Below are 22,567 nucleotides of genomic sequence, written 5' to 3'. Positions count from 1 at the left end.
GACATCTCGGAAGAACGCTGCCGCTTGCGAACCGCTCTGACTCATGGCCACCGAGACTAGCGGTACCCGCCACTCATTTCGTTAGGGGTTCTTAGTGATCGTTGCAGGATGAGAGCTGGACGATCATTCGTCATCGAGCCGCTGGAGAGCCTGTGTGACGTCACCGTCGTCGAGCAGGCCGGCCAGCACCTGCGTCATGTTGTCGATGCCGGGATCCCGGACGATGAGGCCGTCGGAGCACCAGAAGTAGCGGCCGCTCAGTGCCTCACCGGTGCGGGACCATCTGTCCACGATGCGTTCGACCTTGGCGAGCGTGAACACGGTTGCGCTCCAGCGTGAGCCGTCCACCTTCAGCCGAACCTCGACATCGACGTTGCAGATGGTATCCAAAGGCTCGTCGGCATTGGGTACGAATGGACGCCTCGAACTGATCCGTTCGAACACGGTAGAAGGGTTCCGTCCCAACCCTGCTCCGCGGTTTCGCTCCCGGTGTCGGTCATCCGGGGAGTATGGCCAGCCGGCCCGAGCTGCTCAACTGGGTTGTCTGGCACGCTTCACCGTCGTGATCGCGAACCTTGTGCAAGAAGTCTTGAGTCCAGGGCCGACCACCAACCGATGACACACCCCACTCCAGATCACCAGCTAGTCACCGTTGTCGTCCTGCAGCGCGTTGCGGCGGTCCTGTTCGCGCTTGGAGTAGGCGGCTGCCCGGATCGCCTCGTCGCTCTCCAGCCCCGATCCCAGTGCTCCGCCCGCCGTGGCGACCGAAGCGACGAACCAGGCCAACGTCCAGTACTGCGTGGCGTGCAGCGGGTTTCGTGTCATGGAGGCGAACACTTGCTCGTTGAGGATGAACAGTGCCCACACCAAGTTGATGACCATCAACCCCACGTAGCAGGTGATCACCCCGATTGCCACGGTCAGCACTGTCGAGGCGTTGTAGAGAGTCGTCCTCTTCCGTTCTTCCGGAGAGGCCTTGGTCGTGCGATGCCACAGGTTCGCGTCCACGATCAGCCAGCCGATCATGAGTGCGACGGACCCGACCATGGCGATCACGAGACGTGGTGCGCTCAGGGACGCGGCCAGGCTCCACACGGTGGAGTTCACCGTGGCGACCGCTCCCGTCGCGAGCGCGGCCGCCAGGGCCTTCGACAAGCCCGGCACCAGCCGCCACGGCCGGTTGGCGCGGACCATTCCGAGGAGCACCCGCAGGTAGCCGCGCGGCCCGCTGACGACGTACCGAAGGTCAGGGGTCTCTTCCTCGCCGATGCGGCCTTGGTGGATAGGGGCCAAGTGACTGGCGAAGGGCCCCCGCAGCGGCTGGCCTTGTCGAGGTCCCCCGGTGTCGGCGCTGCGGGAGTCCGCCAAGCTGAGCACGGCTTCTTCCACGGCTTGCCGGGTCCGCGTATGCAGGCGCAGGCCCCCCAGTGAAGGGAGGGAAAGCAGCGCCAGGCCGTGTTCGTGGCTGAGGTCGACCACGAGCTTGCGTCCGTGGGAGTGGAGCGGAAGATCTGTCAGGGCCACGACGATGTCCCAGTTCTCCTCGCTTCCGCGGTCCATGATCCGGCGCATCAAGGTGGAGGGGTCTTCGGTCCCCGCACTGAAGGGCTCGCTGATCACTTCGACGTCGAACCGCCGCCCCTGTCCCCCTCTTTCGGCGAGACCGGCGGGAAGCCTCCGGGCCAGCCGGTGGGCGATTTCCGTCGGCGCATCCGGGTCCGCCAGGAGAGCCACGACCGTGACGCCCCGATGTGCCGTCTGCATGACTGGGCCTCTTCTCGTCTACTGCCTGCGATCGCGCGTAGTAGGAAGGATGCCCCTGCGGTGACGTGGGCGCCTTGTGACACGCTGGCCCCCGCACGCCGGGCTTGGGCCTTGCGCGCAGACCTTCCCTGTTGTCGGTGGAGGGTTGCTCCCGCAGGTGGCCACCCGCATCTGCAGCGCTCCGGGCACCCGATCCACGCCGCGTCGGTGGCACTGGGCCATGCGCCAACTGGCCGCTCTCCTACGGTGTGCGCAGGCGGTCACGGCTTTACCCGCGTCGTCAGGGGGAGGGTTGGCGAGCGGACACCGGCTGATCGCTAGCCGGCCGGCGGCCTTCGGGGCCGACGGTGCGGACCAGGTTGCCGGCCTTCTCCCGGTGCTTGTGCACGAGGCGGATCGCCATGGCGCCTTCGCCGGCCGCCGATGCCACCCGTTTCACGGAGCCGCTCCTGACGTCGCCGGCGGCGAAGACCCCAGGAAGGGTGGTCTCCAGCAGCAGCGGATCACGGCCGAGCGAGTCCCAGTGAGTCGCGTCCATCTCCGGCTGGGCGTCTGCGCCGGTGAGGACGAACCCCTTCTCGTCCAGGGCCAGTACGCCCCTCAGCCAGTCCGTGCGCGGCCGGGCTCCGATGAACACGAACAGCGCCGCGGCTTCCAACTCCCGTTGTTCGTGGGTTGCGTTGTTCTCCAACGTCAACGACTTCAGTTTCTCCTGCCCAGAGACTTCCCGGACTTCGGTGTGGAGCAGCAACTCGATCCTGGGGTGCCGTTCAACCTGGTCGACCAGGTAGCGCGACATGTCCGCGTGGAGGTCAGTGCCCCGTACCAGGAGGTGGACTCAGGAGGCGTGGTTCGCGAGGAACAGTGCGGCCTGCCCGGCGGAGTTCCCGCCGCCGACCACGGCGACTGGCTCCGCCTGGCAGAGATTGGCTTCGTGGACGGTCGCCGCGTAGTAGACGCTGATGCCCTCCAGGTGGTCGATGCCGGGCACTTCGAGTTTGCGGTACCACACGCCGGAGGCCAGCACGACGGCGCTGGTGCGGACTCTGGATCCGTCGGTGAAGGTGATGACGTATTCGCCATCCTGCGGGGTGAGGCCGTTCACCTGGGCCGGCACTCTGAGGCGGGCGCCGAACTTGTGGGCCTGGAGTACCGCGCGTTCGGCCAGTTCGCCCCCGGAGATGCCTGAGGGGAAGCCCAGGTAGTTCTCGATGCGGGACGAGGTCGCGGCCTGGCCTCCCGTGGCCACGGCGTCGACGGTGAGCGTCATGAGGCCGTCGGAGGCGCCGTACACGGCGGCGGCGAGTCCCGCGGGACCGGCACCGACCACCAGCACGTCGCACTGTCCGGCTTCCGTCAAAGGGGCGGGCAGCCCGATGAATCGGGCGAGTTCGGTGTTGCTGGGATTGCGCAGCACCCGCTCGCACTTCCAGATGACCACCGGTGTCTCCTCGGGACGGATGGAGAACCGGCGCAACAGCGCCTCGGCCTCCTTGTCCTTCTCGAGATCGACCCAACGGTGGGGCAGCCGGTTGCGGGCGGCGAACTCACGCAGCCGCAGCGTGTCCGGTGAATAGCACGACCCCAGGATCCGGAAACCGGCGCCGAGGCCGATGAGCAGATACCTGCGGCCCAGGTAGGCGCGCAGGATCAGATCGCCCAGGACGGCGTCGCGGCTGACCAGGGCGCGTTGCCGGTCCACCGGAACGGCCAGCATCTCGCCCGCTTCGCGCACCACAGCCGTGTCGAACGCTGCCTCGCCCTCGAGCAGCCCGAGTTCTCCCAGGAACCTGCCGGGTCCGTGTACCGCCACCGTGTGCTCCTCGGGCCCGCCGTGGTCCTGGACGATCTCGACGGTCCCGCTGAGGATCACGAGAAACTCCCGGAACGGCTCGCCCTCTTGGTAGAGAATCTCGCCGCCGGTGGTGTTGCGGCGCTCACCGTAGGCGGCCAGGTCCTCAATTTGCTCCGGCGTCAGGCGCGGGAAGGCCCCGTATCGGTCCGGCGTCTCGCGGCTCGCGTCATGCTGGTGCTCGGCGGTGCTCATCAGACCACGGCCTCGTCGACGTAGCACCAGCGCCAGTCCTCCCCCGGCTCAAGGGACTGCACGACGGGGTGGCCGACACTGCCCGCGTGCAGCCTGGCGTGTTTGTGGGGCGAGGAGTCACAGCAGCCGACGTGCCCGCAGGTGAGGCAGAGTCGCAGATGCACCCAGGGCGAGTGCTCCTTCAGACACTCCTCGCAGCCCTGCGGCGTGCGCGGCGTCACCGGGCGCACCATGGCCAGGTGCGGGTCGGGAATCGTGACCATGAGGATTCTCCTTCCGTCAACGAGAGCGATCAGCCGCGGCTGTCAGGGGTTGCTTCGCCGAGAACGCGGCAGGGCCCGTGGGCACGCGCGATGGTGTCGAGGGCCTGTCGGCCTGCGCCGGGCGGGTTTGCGCGGCTGCGAACCCATGGCGTTCAGCTTCCTGCGGAGGTTTGCCGGTCCGCTATTGCCTGTTCGACCCAGGAGCGCAGCGCCGGCGCGGGTGCCGCGCCGGCCTGCCGGGCGACCGTCTCGCCCCGGTCCAGGATGAGCAGGGTCGGTACCGCCTGGACCTCGAAGCGATGCGCCAGACGCGGGTTCTTGTCGATGTCGACCTTGACCAGCTTGATCTTTCCCGCGAGGTCGGCGGCGACTTTCTCCAGCGCGGGGCTGACCATGCGGCAGGGGCCGCACCAGGTGGCCCACAGGTCGAGGACGACGGGCACGGTGGCCTGCTCCACGATCTCGGTGAAGTCGGCTTCGCCGGCGTCGGCCATCCAGGGCAGGGGCTGCTTGCAGTTGCCGCAGACGGGGCGGCCGTCGGCGGCCGGGGGCACCCGGTTGGTGCGCCCGCAGTGCGGGCAGGTGACGTTGGTGGTCTGCACGGTGCTCATGCCGCCCTCGCTCCCTCCACGTCCTCGGGTGAGTCGTAGGTGACCACCAGTTCCGCGTGTTCGGCGTCGACGCGGACCGTCGCACCGTCCTGCACGTCACCACGCAGCAGGGCGCGCCCGACCAGTGTCTCCACCTCGTGGGATATGTAGCGCCGCAGCGGCCGGGCCCCGTACACCGGGTCGTAGCCCTGGTGGGCGATCACTTCCCGGGCGGCGTCGGTGAGTTCGACGGTGATGCGGCGTTCGGCGAGCCGCCGGCGCAGTTCGTCGAACTGCAGCTCCACGATCCGCTCGATTTGCGCCTCGCCCAGCGGTTTGAACAGCACGATGTCGTCGACGCGGTTGAGGAACTCCGGGCGGAAGTGCCCGCGCAGCTCGCCCATCACCCGGGCGCGGGCGTCCGGCTTGATCTCGCCTGCGGCGGTGGCGCCGTCGAGGAGGTGCTCGGAGCCGATGTTGGACGTCATGATGATCACGGTGTTGCGGAAGTCGACGGTACGGCCCTGAGCGTCGGTGATGCGGCCGTCGTCCAGCATCTGCAGCAGGGTGTTGAAGACATCCGTGTGCGCCTTCTCGATCTCGTCGAACAGCACGACCGAGTACGGCTTGCGGCGTACGGCTTCGGTGAGCTGGCCGCCCTCCTCGTAGCCGACGTACCCGGGCGGTGCGCCCATGAGCCGGCTGACGGTGTGCCGCTCCTGGTACTCGCTCATGTCGAGGCGGATCATGTTCTCCTCGGAGTCGAACAGGGCCCGCGCGAGGGTCTTGGCCAGCTCCGTCTTCCCGACCCCGGTGGGGCCGAGGAAGATGAACGAGCCGATGGGGCGGCGTGGGTCGCGGATGCCGGAGCGGGCGCGGATGATGGCGTCGGCGACGAGTTTGACGGCCTCGTCCTGGCCGATGACGCGCTCGCGCAGGATCTCGTCGAGGCGCAGAAGTTTCTCGCGTTCGCCTTCCTGGAGGCGGGCGACGGGGATGCCGGTCCAGGCGGCGACGATCTCGGCGATCTCCTCCTCGGTGACGACCTCGCGCAGCAGCCGGTTCTTCCCTTGTTTGGCCACCAGTTGCTCCTCCTCCGCGGCGAGTCGGCGCTCCAGGTCCTGGAGGCGGCCGTAGCGGAGTTCGGCAGCGCGGTTGAGGTCGTAGGCGCGTTCGGCCGCCTCGGCTTCGATGCGGACCTGCTCCAGTTCCTGGCGCAGTTCCTGCACGCGGCGGATGGCCTGCCGTTCGGCTTCCCACTGGGCGCGTTTGGCGTCGGCTTCGCCGCGCAGGTCGGCCAGTTCCCTGCGCAGTTCCTCCAGGCGGGCCTTGCTGGCGGCGTCGGTCTCCATGGACAGGGCAGCCTCCTCGATCTCCAGGCGCGTGACGCGGCGGGTGAGCTCGTCGAGTTCGGCGGGCATCGAGTCGATCTCGGTGCGCAGGCGGGCACACGCCTCGTCGACGAGGTCGATGGCTTTGTCGGGCAGGAACCGGTCGGTGATGTAGCGGTGGCTGAGGGTGGCGGCGGAGACCAGCGCCGTGTCCTGGATCTTCACGCCGTGGAAGACCTCCAGGCGTTCGCGCAGTCCGCGCAGGATCGAGATGGTGTCCTCCACGTCCGGCTCGTCGACCAGTACCTGCTGGAAGCGGCGTTCGAGGGCGGCGTCCTTCTCGATGTGCTTGCGGTACTCCTCGAGGGTGGTGGCGCCGATCATGTGCAGTTCGCCGCGCGCTAGCATCGGCTTGAGCATGTTGCCCGCGTCCATGGCCCCTTCGGCGGCGCCCGCGCCGACGACGGTGTGCAGTTCGTCGACGAAGAGCAGGATGCCTCCCTGGGCGGCCTTCACCTCGGACAGCACGGCCTTGAGGCGTTCCTCGAACTCACCGCGGTATTTGGCTCCGGCGACCAGGGAGCCCATGTCGAGGGCGAACACGATCTTGTCGCGGAGTCCTTCGGGCACATCCCCGCGGACGATGCGCTGGGCGAGACCCTCGACGATGGCGGTCTTGCCGACGCCGGGGTCGCCGATGAGGACGGGGTTGTTCTTGGTCTTGCGGCTGAGGATCTGGGTGACCCGCCGGATCTCGGCATCTCGGCCGATGACCGGGTCGAGCCTGCCGTCCCTGGCCTCGGTGACGAGATCGCGGCCGTACTTCTCCAGCGCCTCGTAGGCCACTTCGGGGTTGGCGGAGGTGACACGCTGGTTGCCGCGGACCTGGGTAAGCGCGTTCAGGAAGGAGTCCCTGGTGATCCCGGCCTGGTTGAGCAGTCGTCCGGCGGCGGTCGAGGAGCCCTCTTCGGACAGGGCGAGCAGGAGGTGTTCCACGGACACGTACTCGTCCTTGAGGCGTTTGGCCTCCCGTTCGGCGGCGTCGAGCAGGCGGGTGAGACGCTGAGTGACGAAGACCTGGCCAGGTGCCGCTCCGGGGCCGGTGACCTTCGGGCGGCGGGAGAGTTCCTCGCGTACGGCCGCGCGCAGTTGCTGCGGCTCGGTGCCGGCCTGTTGCACCAAGCGCGGGATCAGGCCGTCCTCCTGATCGAGAAGTGCGAGCAGCAGGTGTTCCCCGTCGACCTCGGTCTGCCCCATGCGGACGGCCTCGGTCTGGGCCTCCTGCAGGGCCTCCTGGGACTTCTGGGTGAGACGGTTCATGTCCATGGGGGTGTTTCCCTCCTCGTGCCGCGGCCGCGCAGGGCGGCTTCGAGCAGGCTGATGCGGTCGAGCAGGTCGAGCACCAGGCCGATGGATGCGTAGTTGAGGCAGAGTCCGGAGCGCAGCCGCTGAACGCGGGCGAGGACCGCCGGCGCCGCGGGGCCGAAGACCAGGCGCCCGGCGGCGTCGCGCTCGGCGTCGACCAGGCCGAGGGCGACGAACCGGCGGATGAGATCGGGATGGAGGCCCGAACGACGGGCCACGGTGGCCAGGGAGAGCTTCGGGACCGGTACGAGCGCGTACCGGACAGTGGTCGTAGCGGTGACGTCGGCGCCGGTTCGTACCGGACGGTCGCCCACGCCGGCCCGGCCGGCGCCTGCCGCTCCCACGGGTCGGTCGTTCATCGCGTCCTCCTGGGGTCGAACGAGGAGGTGGCGGCGAGCTCCTCGAACAGTTCGCGCTCCCGGTCGCCGAGGGTGGGCGGCACCGTGATGCGGAGTTCGGCGTACAGGTCACCGTTCGCGCCGCGTGGGTTCGGCATGCCCTCGCCGCGCAGTCGCAGCCGCCGGCCGCTGGAGGAGCCCGCGGGCACCGTGACTTTGGCCGTGCCGCCGCCGGGGGTGGGCACCGGAACGGTCGCACCCAGGGCCGCCTCCCAGGGGGTGACGGGGACCTGGACGTGCACGTCGCGGCCGTCCAGCCGGAACGTCGGGTGGGGTTGGACGCGCACCCGCAGGTACAGGTCGCCCGCGGCGGCGTCACCGCTGCCCCGGCCGCCCTCACCCGCCAGCCGGATACGCTGCCCGTCGGTGACGCCCGGCGGGACGTCGACCTCGTACCGCCGCGGCTGACCTGTGGGACCGGCGAGCGTCACGGTGCGACGGCCGCCGCGGTACGCCTCCTCGACGGTGAGCGGGAGCTCGGCCTCTTGGTCCGCTCCGGGGACGCCGCCCGGGGCCGCACTGCCTCCGAACATGGAGCCGAACAGGTCCTCGATGTCGATGCCTTCCGCTCCGAAGTCGTCGCCGAAGCCGCCGGCGTACCGGACACGGGGGCCGCCCGCACCCGCGGTCCTCCGGGTGCGGTAGCCGCCGCCGGCACCGGCCGCGACCCGCTCGTCGAAGTCCTCGGGGATCTTGCGGAAGTCCTCGCCGAAGCGGTCGTAACGGGCCCGGGTCCTCGGGTCCGACAGGACGCTGTACGCCTCGTTGAGGTCCTTGAAGCGTTCCTCCGCGTCCGGGCCCCTGTTGACGTCGGGGTGGTACTTGCGGGCGAGCTTGCGATAGGCCTGCTGGATCTCGTCCTGGCTCGCGGCCCGCGGCACGCCCAGCACCTCGTAGAAGTCCCCTGCCATGACCGGTCACTCCCGCTTCGCGACCGTGACGGCGGCGGGCCTGAGCTGCCGTTCGCCGTCCCCGTAACCGGGGCGCAGCACCTCGACGACGGTGCCCGGCGGGGCGTCGGGGTCCTGGACGACACCGACCACCTCGTGCCGGGCCGGGTCGAAGGCGACGCCGGTCTCCGCGTGCCGTGGGTAGCCGAGCAGTTCGAGGACGTTCACCGCCTGGTCACGGACCGCTTGGACGCCCACCACGATCGCACCCGGATCGGCGCCGGCGTGGGTCAGTGCGAGTTCGAGGTTGTCCAGGACGGGCAGGAAGGCGGTGGCCGTACGGGAGCGCTCCGCCGTCCGCTCCCGCTCCAGTTCCCTCGCGTGGCGCTTGCGGAGGTTGTCAAGGTCGGCGAGCGCGCGCCGCCAGCGGTCCTCCAGTTCGCGGATCGCGGTCGTGTACTCGTCCTCGGCAGACGCGGGGCCGCCGGCGTCGGGTCCCGGTTCGTCGTGCACCGGCCGGGGCGGCGGGCCCGGTTGGGGCAGATCCCCGTGAGGAGGACGCATGGCGCCTTCCGGGATCGGTTCGACCGGTTCCGTCGCGGCCCGGTCGGGTTGCTGGGGCTGGCTGGACATGGCGCGCCTCAGTCCTTGTCGAACTCGGCGTCGATGACGTCGTCGTCACCGCCACCGCCGCTCGGGCCGCCGCCGGTCGCGTCGTCCCCGGCGGTGTCCTGGTCGGGACCGCCGGTAGCGGCGCCCTGGTGGGCCACCAGTCCGGCGAGCACCTGCTGCAGTTCGGAGGTCAGGGGCCGCACGCGCTCCACGCCCGCTTCTTCCTTGACGGCCGCCCGGGCGTCGGACACGAGCATCTCGGCGCGTGCCTTCTCGTGCGCGGGCGCCGCGTCGCCCAGTTCGGCGAGACGCTTCTCGACCTGGTACGCGACGGCATCGAGCTCGTTGCGGGCGTCGACGGCCTCGCGGAGTGCCTGGTCCTGGCCCTGGTTGCGCTCCGCCTCCTGAACCATGCGCTCGACCTCACCGCGGTCCAGGTTGGAGCTCTCGCTGATGGTGATGCCCTGTTCCTTGCCGGTGTCCCGGTCACGGGCCTTGACCTCAAGGATGCCGTTGGCGTCGATGTCGAAGGTGACCTCGATCTGCGGTTCGCCCCGGGGCGCCGGCCGGATGTCGGTGAGCTGGAACCGGCCCAGGACCCGGTTGTCGGCAGCCAGCTCGCGCTCGCCCTGGAGGACGACGATGTCGACGGCCGGCTGGTTGTCCTCGGCGGTGGAGAAGGTCTCGCTGCGGCGCACGGGGATGGTGGTGTTCCGCTCGATGATCTTCGTCATCACGCCGCCGCGTGTCTCGACGCCCAGCGACAGGGGTGTGACGTCGAGCAGCAGGACGTCCTTGACCTCACCCTTGAGCACCCCGGCCTGGATCGCGGCGCCCAGGGCCACGACCTCGTCGGGGTTGACGCTCATGTTGGGTTCCTTGCCGCCGGTCAGCCGACGGACCAGGGCCTGAACGGCCGGGATACGTGTGGAACCGCCGACGAGGATGACCTCGTCGATGTCGCTCTCGCCGACCTTGGCGTCGGTCATGGCCTGCTGGACCGGTCCGAGGCACCGCTCCACCAGGTCGCTGGTGATCTGCTCGAACGTGGACCGCATGATCGAGTCGGTGAGGTGCTTGGGGCCGTCGGCATCAGCGGTGATGAACGGCAGGCTCACCTGCGTCTGCGTCACCGAACTGAGCTCGGTCTTGGCCTTCTCCGCCGCCTCGAAGAGGCGTTGCAGCGCCTGCGGGTCCTTGCGCAGGTCGATGCCGTTCTCCTTCTGGAAGTCGTCCGCGAGGTGGTCCACCAGACGCCGGTCGAAGTCGTCGCCGCCCAGGTGGCTGTCGCCGGCGGTGGAGCGCACCTCCACCACGCCGTCGCCGACGTCGAGGATGCTGACGTCGAAGGTGCCGCCGCCCAGGTCGAAGACAAGGACGGTCTCGTGCTGCTTGCTGTCCATGCCGTAGGCGAGGGCCGCCGCGGTCGGCTCGTTGATAATCCGCAGCACCTCCAGTCCCGCGATGCGTCCGGCGTCCTTGGTGGCGGTGCGCTGGGCGTCGTTGAAGTAGGCGGGCACCGTGATGACCGCCTCCGTGACCCGCTCCCCCAGTTGCTTGGAGGCGTCGTCGGCAAGTTTGCGCAGCACCTGGGCGCTGATCTCCTCAGGCGCGTACAGCTTGTCGCGCACCTTGAACCGGGCCGCCCCGCCGTCGCCCTCGACGACGTCGTACGCCACCGCTCTGGCCTCGTCGGAGATCTCGTCGAAGTGCCGGCCGATGAACCGCTTGGCCGAGTAGATGGTGCCCTTGGGATTGAGGATCGCCTGGCGACGGGCCAGCTGGCCCACCAGGCGCTCGCCGGTATCGGTGAAGGCCACCACGGACGGTGTCGTGCGATTGCCCTCGCTGTTGGGCACGACAGACGCCTCACCGCCTTCCCATACGGCGATCACCGAGTTGGTGGTGCCCAGGTCGATACCCACTGCTTTCGCCATGAGGAACTCCTCCCGGTACGGCGGCTGCGTTGACTGTCCGGATCACGTTCGTTCAGGTACGGGTCACACCTGCGTCGGCGGGTTCAGCCCGCCCATCAGCCGTACAGCCTCGGGTGCGACCTCCTCGTCCCGCAGAAAACCCGTGGTCAGAGAGGTGGTCAACGGCGCGTTCGGCTTCCCCGCACGTCCTGGAACCCCGACATCGCCCGGCACTTCCGCCGACGCGCGGGCCCTGTGAACACCTGCCAGGGTGGCAAGGCGCGTAGCTCGTGGCCTGCTCCTGGCGAGTCACAAATGCGTGGGGCGGATCGCCCCACGAGGACGAGAGGGGGAATCGGAAGCTCTCGCACCGGCGGACCGGCGGACCCGGAAGCAAGCCCAGGCGCGCGCCTGTAGGCTCGAGGAGAACGGAGATCCCATGGCCGACAGCCGGGTACACCACCTGTACCGCCTGTCCCGTCGCCACTCCGACCGGAAGGGCGGTCTTCCGCGGGACGGCGTCAGGCGGCACACCACCTCCGCGCGGAAAACGACCGGTCCACTGGCTGCGCCGCCGGCCCAGCATGACGTCCACGAACTCGCGGCGCTGTCACAGGCCCAGCTCGACACCCCGGAGCCAGGCGAGATCCTGCGCCTGGCCATGGACCACCTAGCCGCCGTCGGGCCGTACAGCGCCGAGGCCGGCTACCTCGAGGTGGACGGTGAACTGGCCGCCGTACCGCGGGACGGGCTGATCCACGGCGCGGCCGTGGACCGCCGGGTGCGGGAGCTGGCCGGGCTGGACGGCTCCGTGACCGTACCCGGCAGGCCCTGGGGCCGGGCCCTTGGACTGCGCGGGATTGAGGGACTCCACGGGTACCTCGTGGTGACGTCCCGCTCCTCGCCCACCGAGGCCGAGCGATTCCTGCTCGCCACGCTCGTCCGGCACACCGCCGCCGCTCTCTCGGCGGCGATCGCATACCGTCGCCGACGCGAGGACGCGCTGGAGCTGCAGCGGCTGAGAGAGGAACGCGCAGTCCTCCAGCAGCTGCTGATCTGCGTCGCGACCGAGCTGGGTTATCAGCGAGCCGTGCACGCGCTGATGTCCCATGCGGCCGCATCGGGCGATGGCGAGGAAGCCATCACCCGTGCACTTCACGAGCTCACGGGACTGCCCGCACTGGTCGAGGACCGCTTTGGCCGGCTGAGGTCATGGACCGGCCCGAACCGTCCCGATCCCTATCCGGAACCAGATCCCGAACGCCAGGACGAGATGCTGCACGCCGTCGCCCGGCAGGCCGGCCCGGTACGGATCAAAGACCGGCTGATCAGCCCGGTCCGCCGGCGCGGCGAGATCCTGGGTGTGCTGGCCGTGGTCGACCCCAGACAGCAAGCCGACGAGCACACCGTGCTCGCACTGGCACACGCCACTGCCGCGCTCGCCCTGGAACTGGCGCACCTGCGCAATCTGGCCGAGGTCGAGCTGAGGCTCCACCGCGAGCTAGTCGACGACCTCCTGGCAGGGACCGGGCGGGCGAGCGCCTACGCACGGTCCGAGGCCGCCGGATACGACCTGCACCGCAGCCACTACGTCGTTGTCGTGCAGTGGTTGAGCCGGGCCGCGGACGATTCCTTCGCGGGCACCGTGGGCCGCGCGGCCGCCGCCGTGGGCATGCGCTCGCTGCTGACCCGACGTTCCGACCACGTGGTGCTGGTAGCCGACGCCAGGCCGCACGCCCGTGCGCTGTACGAGGCCCTCGCCCGGGCGACCGGGACACGGTCCGGGACGATCGGGGTGAGCGCCCCCTCCGACTCTCTGGACGACATCCCCCACCACTACGAGGAAGCGCATCGCGCCATGGAAGTACGTCGTCACTCCCACGAGCGCTACGGCACGACATTCTTCGACGAGCTCGGCCTCTACCGGATCCTGGGACCCGGCAGCGATCACCAGGAACTGGAGACGTTCGTCCACGAGTGGCTCGGGCCGCTCATCGACTACGACTCCCGACACCACACGGTCATGGTGAAGACCCTGTCCCAGTACTTCGACTGCGGTGGCAACTACGACGAGACGGCCGAATCGCTCGCGATCCATCGCAGCACGCTGCGCTACCGGCTCCAGCGCATCCGGGACATCAGCGGCAGCGATCTCGCGAACGTCGAAAACCGGCTGAACCTCCAGGTGGCGACGCGAATATGGAAGATCATCCTGTTAGGGCCGAGCTGATGCCCTGCCGGCGTGCGGGCGGGTATCGCGGCATTTGACGGGCTACGGCACCGCGGTTTCGAGAGAGGCCGATTTCTCGATGACGCCGCCGGCCACACGCACCGGTCCCGCCGCGGCCACACCCCTGCGGTCCGCGTGCGGGGCCGCTCCCGCCGCCGCCTATCGGTGGCCGCCCCGGCCCGCTACAAGACCGGCGAAGCCTCGCGGCTGATCCATCGGCCGAAGGTGTGCGACGCTCAACGCCCTGCAGAAGCTGCTGCGTCCTTGCACCCGCAAGTCCCGAAGCCGCGTGTCCGTTACACCGGCACCATTCAGTCCTGAGAATGCCCCACCGATCCGTCCGGGATCATGTCGGGAGCTTCGAGGCGAGTACGTCGACGGTCTCGATCACGGGCGACACGGTGAACAGCTCCGCTGCCCGCTGCCCGAGCGCCGTGCCCACTCCTCCGGCCAGGTGCGCTTGCCGACCCGCGTCGTCGGGGAACACGTCGAAGATGCCGAACGTGGACGCGTCGAACTGGACGGCGAACCAGGCGCGCGTGTCGGGCTCCTGGTCGACAATCGCTTGAGCGTCCGTCAGAAACTGCGCCACTTCTGATTCCTTACCCGGTTTCGCCTGCACCCGGACCAACAGCCCGACCCGTACCACGGTTTCTCCTTCGGCTGGAGCCCTCATGTCAATTCCTCGACGAATATCGCAGACTAGGGCAATTCGGCCTTCGGGGCGCGCCGATCGGGCGCGCTTCACACGGGCCCGCACAGCGCCTCCGGGACGGCTGCCGGACCGTCCCATTCCATGTATTGCTGGTGTTCCGTGTCATGGCGGTGTCGAGGTACGGCCTGGTCGTAGTCGTCGGAGTGGTGGATCGTTTACGCGTCTTTGACGTGCAGGTCGAGCGGGTCAGGTGTGTGCTCTGGTGGTCTCCCGGCCGCTGGGGAGTGCCGGGCGTAGAGCCTCGTACCGGACGTACGTGCGGCGAGCCCGAGGAGGGGATCGCTGCGCGCCGGTCCGCGGGCCTGCCGAGGCCGGGGCCTACGGCTGCGGGTCCGCCGCGTAGGATCGACCGGTTCCCGCCCCGCAAGGAGTACTGCCCGGTGACCGCCGTCGTCCCGTCCTCGTGCACCACCACCGGCCTGCTGGCGGTGGAACACCTCACGCGCGTCGAGGACGGCGAGCGCTTGCACGCCCTGCTGTGGCGTGCCGGAGCCGACTGGCGGATGATCGGCAGCTCCGTGCTCGGCGGAGGCATCGGGGAACGGTCCTGGGTCCTCAACGCCCAGGTCGCGCACGGCTACCGCCGCGTCGACCCGGACCGGCACCTCGCAGATCTGGCCCGGGACGCCGGAGCGGACGGGCCAGGCGTGGGACTGATGACGGCAGCCGACGTCCGCTCGTGCGGGCGTGCTCGGGACGGCGGGGTAGACGCGCTCGCCACCGTGGGACTCGGGGTGCGCGGGTGGGCCGCATCCCCCGACGACGGCAGCACGGCGCCCCCCGCGCCCGGCACGATCAACATCGTGGTCGCGCTGCCCGTGGCACTGAGCGACGCGGCCCTCGTCAACGCCGTGGCCACCGCCACCGAGGCCAAGGTGCAGGCTCTGCTCGACGCCGGTCACGACTGCTCGGGCACCCCCACCGATGCCGTCTGTGTCGCGGCCCGGGCCCCGGGCCCCGCCGCCGAGGTCCATGCCTTCGCCGGCCCCCGTTCGACCTGGGGCGCCCGCCTGGCACGCGCCGTACACCAGGCCGTGCTCGCCGGCACCTCCCGTTCCTGACGCACGTTCCCCGCGGCTGCCCCCGCCCGCTGAGCCTCCCGTCGCGCCCCACCACCCGCAGGCGCACGGTTCACACGTCATCGACCGTTTCCTCGAACTGCACCCGCAGACGAGCCAGTTCGAGGTCGCCGAGCCCGTCCCGATGCGCGCCAGCAAGTTCTGAGCATCGACGTACTCGCGCCGGGTCGGGCGGTCAGGCTTCAGCCGTCGTCAGCCCACGTGATCCTGAACAACAAGAAGAGCGCATCTTCAGCTGGGCAGCCCGGAGCAAGGTCGAGCTGAGCTTCGCGCCGAGAACGCGCCCTGGGCAAAACCAACTGAAGCGACGCAGTCAGAGGGGTACCCGCTGGGGAGGGCGGCCCGTCGCTGCAGTGGCCTGACCAGCACCGGATCGTCTAGGAGGTCTCCTTGTGGACGGCTTCGATGTTGTTGCCGTCCGGGTCGCTGACGAACGCACAGTAGGCGCGATACTGGCTCCACGAGCGGGGCACGTGCCGGGAGACGCCTCCGGCCGCTACCGCAGCCGCGTGGAACGCGTCCACCGCGTCCCGGCTGACCGCCACGAACGCGATGTGCACACCCGTCGTTGCGGAAGCTTCGTCCTCCGAGCGTTCCAGGGACAACGACGGCGTGTCCTGTTCCCGTCTCCAGTACTCGGCGACACCGTCGGCCCGATAGCCGACGCCGATCCCCAGCGCGTCTAGCGCAGAGGTGTAGAACCGTTCGCTGGCGTCAAAATCCGAAGCGAACACCCCGAGATGATGGACAAAGGACTCCATGACACCCGAGCCTACGGAACAACGCGAGCGACACACCCCGCGACGCTCGACACCATCCTGGCGAACCTTCCCGATGAAAACACTCGGTAGCGTTCTCGACGGTGTGCCAGCCAGCCCCACCGCACCCCGCCGCCGCCGATCGGGCCTACCGCTCCGCGCCGGTGCTGACGGATAGGGCCTACCCGTCAGCACCTAACTAGCCACCACCAGGAGGTCGCGCACGCCGCCGCGTCAACGTCCTCTGGGCCCTCCTCCGCGACGGACGGCGCTACGAGCCAGCTCCGCCGACAAGGGCTGCCACATAGGAAGGGACGCGACACGCTGCGCGCGGCCAATTGGTCTGACCGACCCCGTCAGACCAGGCAAAACTCGTTACCTTCCGGGTCTGCCATCACCACGTGATCCGGCCTGCCCTGCAACTCGTCCTCACGGACCACGGTCGCGCCCGCAGTGGTCAACCGCTGCACCGCCTCCACCACGCGCGGCCAGCGCACCTCCCACGGGGTTTCACGGCCGCCACCAACCTGCACGTCGATATGCAGCCGGTTCTTCGCCACCTTCGGCTCCGGCACCTTCAGGAAGGACAAGGTGGGGCCCACGCCATCCGGATCTGACAGGTACGCCCCGTCATCCCACTCGTCCTCCGGAACCTCATGATGCGAGAACCACTCCTCCCAGCTCCCGAACCCTGCGGGCGCGGGCTTCTCCTCGTAGCCCAACGCCAGCGCCCAGAACGCGGCCAGTTTCCCCGGGTACGCACAGTCGATCGTCAAGCTCCACTTGGTCGCCATGAGCCCTCCCCAGTCGAATGAACGGACTGTACCCCGCACCTCCGACACCTCCTGCCCGCTACCTCAAGCATGCGCTGCGGCTTGACGAACGGCATTAGGAATCGGTGGTAAACCATCAAACTTCGCTGTCACAGGTCAGTCTCGGCACCCTCCGGCCCAGGCAAGCGGACACAACGGGAGCAATTTGGGGCGGCATGACAGTTTTCGAGAGCGGCGTGACATCCGTGTCACACTCATGCTCCGTCAGCGTGACGCAGGTTCTGGGCGGTTGCAGCAGGGGGCAGGGGTCCTCGGTGTCCTGTGATGCTGAACCTGGACCAATTGCCAGGGAAGTTGGACAACCACTACGTTCCTGAACGTCGCTCTTGATCACCTTGGGCACAAGTGCGTCGACGGCGATCGACAAGTTCGCCAGCTGCTCGCCGAGGTACCCGCCGTGCGCTTCGGCGGCCTGCGCAGCGAGGTCGGCGACGCCGCGCTTCTACGCCTGGTAGACGGTCTTGACGGCGATCTGGCGGAAGTGCAGCTTGTTGGGTGCGCAGGCGTACGGCCTCGTACTGTCGCACGAGACCGAGATCGTGGTTCGCGTTCCGCCGGCACCTCCCTGCTGGCAAGGTACGGATTTTCGGGCGGGCAGGATCTTGGGGGCCGCAAAACGGGGACGCGTGAAGGCCCCGACGATGCTGGTCAACGGGGCCCCGGGTAGTGCGGTGTTCAGCAGGCGTCGTACTTCCACATCCCGCCCTCGCGGGCCCACGGCTGCGCATCCTGGTGGTACTTGGTCAGGCCGCTCACCTTGTACGAGACGCGAGCCAGCTTCCCCGACACTTCCGCCTTCACGTCCGTCGCCCGGTGGTCCGACCCGAACTCCTTCTTCGCCAGCCGCAGCATGTCGCCGTACACGAGCGGGTTGATCTCCTTGCGGCAGCGCTCGGACAGCATGCGATGCGCGGTGCTGGCCTCGGCCTTGAAGTAGGCGGCGGTGTAGTCCTTGACGGCCTGCTCCAGCTCGCGGGCCTCGTCGGAGCTCGGCACGGGGCTCGGAGTGTGGCCCGGCTGGCTCTTGGTGGGCGCAGGGCTCGGCGTTTTGGTGGGCGTGGCGGTGCCCTCGTCGGACGAGGAGCAGCCGGTGAGCGCCAGGAGCGCAGCGGCGGCGAGCAGGGCGGTGGTGGTGCGCATGGTCCCCCCATGGGCGTGTGCGGGTGAAGGGGGAATGGTGCCACGCCGGGCATGGGTGAGGCCTGAGGCCCGCGCCCTTGGGGTTTTAGGCGCGGGCCCCGATCAGGTGCCCACTTGTAGGGCGGGGGTCTGACAGACGGGTCAGTCCTGCGGGGGCCGCACTCCAAGGAACACGGAGAGCACACCGGCGGCTTCGGGTTCGGTGGTGGCGAGCCGGGCCGCGATCGCCAGCTGGTCGACGTCGGCGCCGGGGACCAGGCGGGCGAGTTCGGTGAGCAGCGCGGCGTGCGCGAGGACCGACGGGGTGAGGAGGCCGCGGCTTCCTTGCGGGCGGCGGGGTCGCGGTAGTGCCCGAGGTGCGCGGCCAGGGCGTGCGCGAGCCAGTCGTCGACGTCGGCCTGGACGTACCGCCGCATCGCGGGCCTACTATGACAAGAAGATCGTCCAGGGAAAGCACCACACACAGGCCCTGCTCTGCCTCGCCAGACGACGGGCGGACGTCCCCTTCGCCATGCTCCGCGACGGCACCTTCTACGAACCGCAGCCGGTCCGGGCGGTCGCTGCGCAGACCTAGACCATGGTCAGGAGGTGATCCGTGGGGCCGTAGTCGATCTTCCAGTGGGCATAGACCCCAACGGCGCCCTCCTTCCGGCACCGCAGCCCAACGGTCACCCAGCGGACCGATCCGTCGTCGGCCACGGCGAACGCGACCGCGGTCTCGAACTCCTCGCTCCCGCACGGGCAGCATGCCTCGCCGGATCCGCGTCCTCCCAGAAGTCCTCGCTATCCGCGATGAACGCGCGGCCGCCGCAACCAACGCACACCCGCTCGGCTCCGCCCACGGCATCGTCGACGAGCACGAAGAACACGCGCCCGCCACACCCACCGCAGACGGAAGGAACGATCTTCACCGGACGGCCCTCGTCAGCGTTCCGGAGAAACACCGCGAGCTCCGCAGAGACACCCTCGCCAACCTGATCATCAGCATGCACCGGCACACGTTCCACACACCCGAACCAGCACCCATCCACCTTGGCCAAAGACATAGGGGCACCCCCTGCGGATACGCGAGCGTGGTCCGCCCTGCGCAGCAGCTCACCGGCGTTCCTCAGCGTCATGGCGACCCGGGTGCGCAGGCGCAGCGCGGACGGGACGAGAGCTACGATGGCGGCCGGGTGGATATCGAACTGTTGCACGGCTCGCCAACAACCTGGGTCATGCCTTGCGGCCTGCCTCACCGTCGAGCAATCCAGCGCGGCGTGCTGCTACTTCTGGACGACGTGGTAGGTCTTGGCGGCGAAGGTAAGTTTGAACACCATCCCGTATTTGCGACGGAGATCAGCCACGCTGGTGGAGGCCGGCTCCCGCAGACAGCGCCGCATCGGCGGATCATCAGGGTCGCACGGATGAGGCTCTTCGATCAGTTCACGCGCATCTCTGGTGCGTACCTGATCCCAGTTCAGCGTGACCGTGCCGGCGCTGAACAACTCTTTCGGTTCGCCGGTTCCCGGCCCCTGCGGGTCATCTGTCTTGTTCCGGTAGTAGTCGACAACGGTGCGGGCGTACTGGAAGTCGTGGCCGAATGGGACGTGGGATCCGGTACGGTCCCCCGCCGTAAGAACACCATCGATCGTGTCGGCCACGCGGCTAGGATCGGCTCCGAAATACGCGGTCACGAACATCGTGCAGCGGATCTTGTACTGGTCGTCGCCGGAGGGAAAGAACCACTCCTGCGCCTTCCCACCTGCGCACACGTCCTCGACGGCGACCAGGCCGAGCGTGAGGGGGGTGTTGGCGTCCCAGGCGGCAATGGTGTCCCGGCTCGCAGTCTCAGCTCCCCGCCGTGCCTTTACCGCTTCTGCGCTGCCGGCGAGTTTGCGCACGCTCTTGTCGCTGGGTGCGCGCCCGCAAGCGGCGAGGCCAAGGACCAGGATGGCGCTAAGAGGTAAGAGTGGAGCGCGACGTATACGGGCTTTCGGCTGTTGGTGGGGTGCCAGCGCGTGAGGCCAAGTCGCTACGAAAGAACCCAGCAGAAGGGCCGTCGCCAGCAGCACTGTCAACGAGGTAGGGGTCATAGCGGCCATCCTTGTCCGGGTGTACCTGCCGCTGCTACCCGTACAAGTACTCAGAAAGAAGTGGGCCGGTTCCCTGTCTCAGGAAGCCGGCCCACGAGTGGTGCAAGCAGTCCTGTCAGCTACTGGGCCAAGATGCCAGGACGGCCCAAGGGTGTCGGCGTACAAGCCTGCTCCGGCGACCTTGGGGTGGAAGGACTGCGCGGAGGTACCGAAAGTGAAGAAGGGCCAGTCGATCTTTGGGTTGTCGCTGGTCGTCAGGTCGGTGACGACACCGTGGATAGTCTCTGGAGACCCGCATACGGCCTTGCCGTGGAAGAAGGCTTGCGGGTTCGCGTACCCGACGTCCACTGCCTTCCTCCGCGCGACGTCGGCGACATCGAACATCTCGACTGCGAGGTACTCGCCGACGCTAGACAGCCCGCCCGATCCCCCGAGGCGCGCCGCCTACCCCACCCCGCCCCTTCCTGTCCTTTTCTTCCATGGCGGTGTGGTGTGGGGGTGTGCAGAGGGGGATGTCGGCCCTGCGACCACGCCCGGATAGGGGTGGTGAGCGTGGGTCTTCGCGATCACCGTCTGATCGCGTGATCACGGGAGGCATTCAGGGGGTACCGAGCTCTCGCCGTCGTCAGAGCGTGTGCTGAAGGCCTTCATCGTGGCCTGGTTGGTCTGCTCGATGCAGGCGGGATCGCGTGGGGTGTCACGAACACTGCGGTTCTGTGAGGTCTTCAGCATCAGCGGCTCCGGTGCCGGCGGACCCCTCATGCGGACGGTTCCTTCTTGATGTGCCAGGCCGGCCCCACCTCCAGCCACGTCCAGCGGTCGGCGGGGAGCTTCTGGCCGCGGACCCGGTGAACCGTCTCCAGCAGGAGCCCCGTCCTGGGGTCGACGATGTAGAGGTCGCTGGTCAACTGCTGCACCGGCTTCTCCGTGTCCGTGGCGTACCCCGTGATCTTCCGGGTGGCCTCGACGGCGACGCCGCTGCGCCCCCTGCTGTCCTTCGTCTCACCCAGGAGCTTGATGCCGGGGATGTCGGCGAGGATCCGGAAGAGCGTCGCGCGCAGTTGTGGGCCCGCCGGTGAGTCCTCCAGCATGAGCGTGACCTGATCGAGCCGCGCCCGGGCGTTCCTCGGGAACCGGGCTTCGAGTGCCTTCTGCTCGGTCGGCAGTTTGCCGATCTGCGGCCAGGTAAGCCATCCGTCGCCCACCGGCCACCGCTTGACCTTGCCCGTTCCCCTGGCCGGGGGCGCCTCAACTGTGCCGTCCGGCGCTAGCGACCAGACCCGGCCCTTGCGGTCGAACCAGCGCGTGTCGGTCCGCTTCCCGTCGTCCTGGTTCTCCGTCGCTACGCGTACCTTCCAGTACGGTGCCCGCGACACAGGACCATCCGCCGCCACCCGCGCCATCTCATCGAGGAATTCGCCTGCCGAGGCCGTCGCGGTCGCCTCGCCGCCCAGATCGAGTACGGGGTACGCCACCGCTCCAGCGGCGATCGCGGCAACCGCCGCGGCGGCCACAAGTACCCTGCGGCGGCGCGGGAACGTCCCGGCGCGGGGGCCGGTGCCCGTCGCCGTGGGCGCAGTGATCCCGCTGCCGGTACCAAGACGCGCCTCGTCCTGTGCCGCTGCGGCCACCGCCGCCTGCGCGGCGGCGACCACATCGGCAGCGGGCCCGGCTACGTCACCGGCCGCGATAAGTTCCGCGGCTCCGGGGAAGTCGAGAAGAGTCCCGGTGCCGCCCGAGCCTTCGAGGCGCTCCTGGTGCTCGGCGCCGCCTGTGTGTTCCGTACGTTCACTCATGCCAGATCTCCTGTCAGTTTCAGGGGAAGGTCGGCGCGCAGCCGGTTCCGAGCGCGGTGCAGACGCGAACGGGCCGTGCCCGCGGGGATGCCGACCACCGAGGCCGCCTCCCCGGGCGTCAGCTGCTCCCACGCCACGAGCAGCAGCAGTTCCCTTTCCTCCGGAGGCAGTTGTCCGAGCAGCCGGCGTAGCTGCGGCGCCACCGCCGCCGCGTCGAGTCGCGCGTCCACCGCCTCCCACGGATCGTCGCGGCCGCCGCTACGCAGCCCCGTGCGCTGCCGCTCGATGCGCCGCCAGTGCGCTGACAGAACGTTCCTGGCCACGCCGAACAGCCACGCCCGCGCGGCACCGCGGTCCGCGTCGAAGCCGTGACGCGCGGTGTACGCCTGAAGCCAGGCCTCGGCCAGCAGGTCGTCCGCGGCGCCGGGCGCACGCCGGGTGAAGTAGCCGTGCGGGGCTGCCGAATGACGTCGCACCAGTGGCTCGAAGGCCGAGGCGTCGCGCCGGGCCCGGGTGAGCAGTTCCTCGTCCGTTACAGCGCCGGCGGCGCCGGGGCCGTCCCGTTCGTCCGGTGTCACGAGCCCTCCCTCTCCGACCGCCGGACGGCGGTCTCACCCCTACTTGGCGCCGGAGCCCCGAGCCGTTCGCGGCCCTCCGTCGATCCGGGCCTCTAAGAACCCCTAACGAAATGAGTGGCGGGTACCGCTAGTCTCGGTGGCCATGAGTCAGAGCGGTTCGCAAGCGGCAGCGTTCTTCCGAGATGTT

The 22,567-nt window shown here is 69.0% G+C and carries 18 protein-coding genes and 2 pseudogenes; 3 read left to right on the top strand and 17 right to left on the bottom strand.

Translation table 11 applies throughout. From position 1 onward, the window contains the following. Positions 1–123: 123 nt before the first annotated feature. The 10 genes and pseudogenes from ACFYQQ_RS39480 to dnaK all read right to left on the bottom strand — a co-directional run bounded on the left by ACFYQQ_RS39480 (position 124) and on the right by dnaK (position 11,197). Positions 124–444, bottom strand: a complete 321-nt coding sequence (locus ACFYQQ_RS39480; RefSeq protein WP_355796009.1) for a hypothetical protein — start codon at positions 442–444, stop codon at positions 124–126. Positions 445–642: 198 nt separating this feature from the next. Then, complete coding sequence (locus ACFYQQ_RS39475; RefSeq protein ID WP_355792858.1) at positions 643–1,764, bottom strand: hypothetical protein; 1,122 nt, start codon at positions 1,762–1,764, stop codon at positions 643–645. Positions 1,765–2,044: 280 nt separating this feature from the next. Beyond that, positions 2,045–3,811, bottom strand: a pseudogene (locus ACFYQQ_RS39470) (FAD-dependent oxidoreductase). After that, a complete protein-coding gene (locus ACFYQQ_RS39465; RefSeq protein WP_355788640.1) occupies positions 3,811–4,074 on the bottom strand; it encodes a UBP-type zinc finger domain-containing protein in 264 nt (87 codons plus the stop codon). The pseudogene ACFYQQ_RS39470 and the gene ACFYQQ_RS39465 overlap by 1 nt, the downstream one beginning before the upstream one ends. Before the next feature lie 152 nt (positions 4,075–4,226). Continuing rightward, positions 4,227–4,685, bottom strand: a complete 459-nt coding sequence (gene trxA, locus ACFYQQ_RS39460; protein WP_355788642.1) for a thioredoxin — start codon at positions 4,683–4,685, stop codon at positions 4,227–4,229. Continuing rightward, on the bottom strand, positions 4,682–7,321 hold the full coding sequence (gene clpB, locus ACFYQQ_RS39455) for an ATP-dependent chaperone ClpB (protein ID WP_355788644.1): 2,640 nt from the start codon (positions 7,319–7,321) through the stop codon (positions 4,682–4,684). The genes trxA and clpB overlap by 4 nt, the downstream gene beginning before the upstream one ends. Further along, positions 7,312–7,719 carry a chaperone modulator CbpM gene (locus ACFYQQ_RS39450; RefSeq protein ID WP_356174636.1) on the bottom strand — a complete coding sequence of 136 codons (408 nt, stop codon included), beginning with the start codon at positions 7,717–7,719 and terminating at the stop codon, positions 7,312–7,314. The genes clpB and ACFYQQ_RS39450 overlap by 10 nt, the downstream gene beginning before the upstream one ends. Beyond that, positions 7,716–8,669 carry a DnaJ C-terminal domain-containing protein gene (locus ACFYQQ_RS39445; RefSeq protein ID WP_388907325.1) on the bottom strand — a complete coding sequence of 318 codons (954 nt, stop codon included), beginning with the start codon at positions 8,667–8,669 and terminating at the stop codon, positions 7,716–7,718. Before ACFYQQ_RS39445 ends, ACFYQQ_RS39450 begins: the two co-directional genes overlap by 4 nt. Positions 8,670–8,675: 6 nt before the next feature. After that, positions 8,676–9,281 (bottom strand): nucleotide exchange factor GrpE, encoded by a 606-nt coding sequence (locus tag ACFYQQ_RS39440; protein ID WP_355792523.1) that lies wholly within the window; start codon positions 9,279–9,281, stop codon positions 8,676–8,678. A gap of 8 nt (positions 9,282–9,289) precedes the next feature. After that, entirely contained in the window at positions 9,290–11,197 is a 1,908-nt protein-coding gene (gene dnaK / locus ACFYQQ_RS39435) for a molecular chaperone DnaK (RefSeq protein WP_355792526.1), read from the bottom strand. Between the two features lie 418 nt (positions 11,198–11,615). On the opposite strand from dnaK, the gene ACFYQQ_RS39430 reads away from it, so the two are divergent. Continuing rightward, positions 11,616–13,406, top strand: a complete 1,791-nt coding sequence (locus tag ACFYQQ_RS39430) for a helix-turn-helix domain-containing protein (protein ID WP_356174627.1) — start codon at positions 11,616–11,618, stop codon at positions 13,404–13,406. A gap of 346 nt (positions 13,407–13,752) precedes the next feature. On the opposite strand, the gene ACFYQQ_RS39425 is transcribed toward ACFYQQ_RS39430, so the two are convergent. Continuing rightward, positions 13,753–14,055 carry an antibiotic biosynthesis monooxygenase gene (locus tag ACFYQQ_RS39425; protein WP_355788747.1) on the bottom strand — a complete coding sequence of 101 codons (303 nt, stop codon included), beginning with the start codon at positions 14,053–14,055 and terminating at the stop codon, positions 13,753–13,755. A 446-nt stretch (positions 14,056–14,501) separates the two neighbouring features. Between ACFYQQ_RS39425 and ACFYQQ_RS39420 the strand changes: the two genes are divergently transcribed. Further along, complete coding sequence (locus ACFYQQ_RS39420; protein WP_356174624.1) at positions 14,502–15,182, top strand: adenosylcobinamide amidohydrolase; 681 nt, start codon at positions 14,502–14,504, stop codon at positions 15,180–15,182. 395 nt (positions 15,183–15,577) lie between these two features. Here the strand turns inward: ACFYQQ_RS39420 and ACFYQQ_RS39415 are convergent, their stop codons facing one another. The 3 genes from ACFYQQ_RS39415 to ACFYQQ_RS39405 all read right to left on the bottom strand — a co-directional run bounded on the left by ACFYQQ_RS39415 (position 15,578) and on the right by ACFYQQ_RS39405 (position 17,931). Continuing rightward, positions 15,578–15,961 (bottom strand): VOC family protein, encoded by a 384-nt coding sequence (locus tag ACFYQQ_RS39415; RefSeq protein WP_355788753.1) that lies wholly within the window; start codon positions 15,959–15,961, stop codon positions 15,578–15,580. Positions 15,962–16,314: 353 nt separating this feature from the next. Further along, positions 16,315–16,752 (bottom strand): VOC family protein, encoded by a 438-nt coding sequence (locus ACFYQQ_RS39410; RefSeq protein ID WP_326757429.1) that lies wholly within the window; start codon positions 16,750–16,752, stop codon positions 16,315–16,317. Positions 16,753–17,466: 714 nt separating this feature from the next. Beyond that, positions 17,467–17,931, bottom strand: coding sequence for a hypothetical protein (locus ACFYQQ_RS39405; protein ID WP_356244612.1), 465 nt, complete (start codon positions 17,929–17,931; stop codon positions 17,467–17,469). 412 nt (positions 17,932–18,343) lie between these two features. On the opposite strand from ACFYQQ_RS39405, the pseudogene ACFYQQ_RS39400 reads away from it, so the two are divergent. After that, positions 18,344–18,505: pseudogene (locus ACFYQQ_RS39400) on the top strand (IS110 family transposase); the annotation flags it as partial. 691 nt (positions 18,506–19,196) lie between these two features. Here ACFYQQ_RS39400 and ACFYQQ_RS39395 read toward each other — a convergent pair. The 3 genes from ACFYQQ_RS39395 to ACFYQQ_RS39385 all read right to left on the bottom strand — a co-directional run bounded on the left by ACFYQQ_RS39395 (position 19,197) and on the right by ACFYQQ_RS39385 (position 22,380). After that, positions 19,197–19,814 (bottom strand): hypothetical protein, encoded by a 618-nt coding sequence (locus ACFYQQ_RS39395; RefSeq protein WP_355782784.1) that lies wholly within the window; start codon positions 19,812–19,814, stop codon positions 19,197–19,199. Between the two features lie 950 nt (positions 19,815–20,764). After that, complete coding sequence (locus tag ACFYQQ_RS39390) at positions 20,765–21,802, bottom strand: hypothetical protein (protein ID WP_355782781.1); 1,038 nt, start codon at positions 21,800–21,802, stop codon at positions 20,765–20,767. Further along, positions 21,799–22,380, bottom strand: coding sequence for an RNA polymerase sigma factor (locus ACFYQQ_RS39385; protein ID WP_355782778.1), 582 nt, complete (start codon positions 22,378–22,380; stop codon positions 21,799–21,801). Before ACFYQQ_RS39385 ends, ACFYQQ_RS39390 begins: the two co-directional genes overlap by 4 nt. Between the last annotated feature and the right edge of the window lie 187 nt (positions 22,381–22,567).

The organism is Streptomyces sp. NPDC005496 (assembly GCF_042872045.1).
Taxonomy (GTDB): domain Bacteria; phylum Actinomycetota; class Actinomycetes; order Streptomycetales; family Streptomycetaceae; genus Streptomyces.
This window is presented reverse-complemented; position numbering and strand designations above follow the sequence as displayed.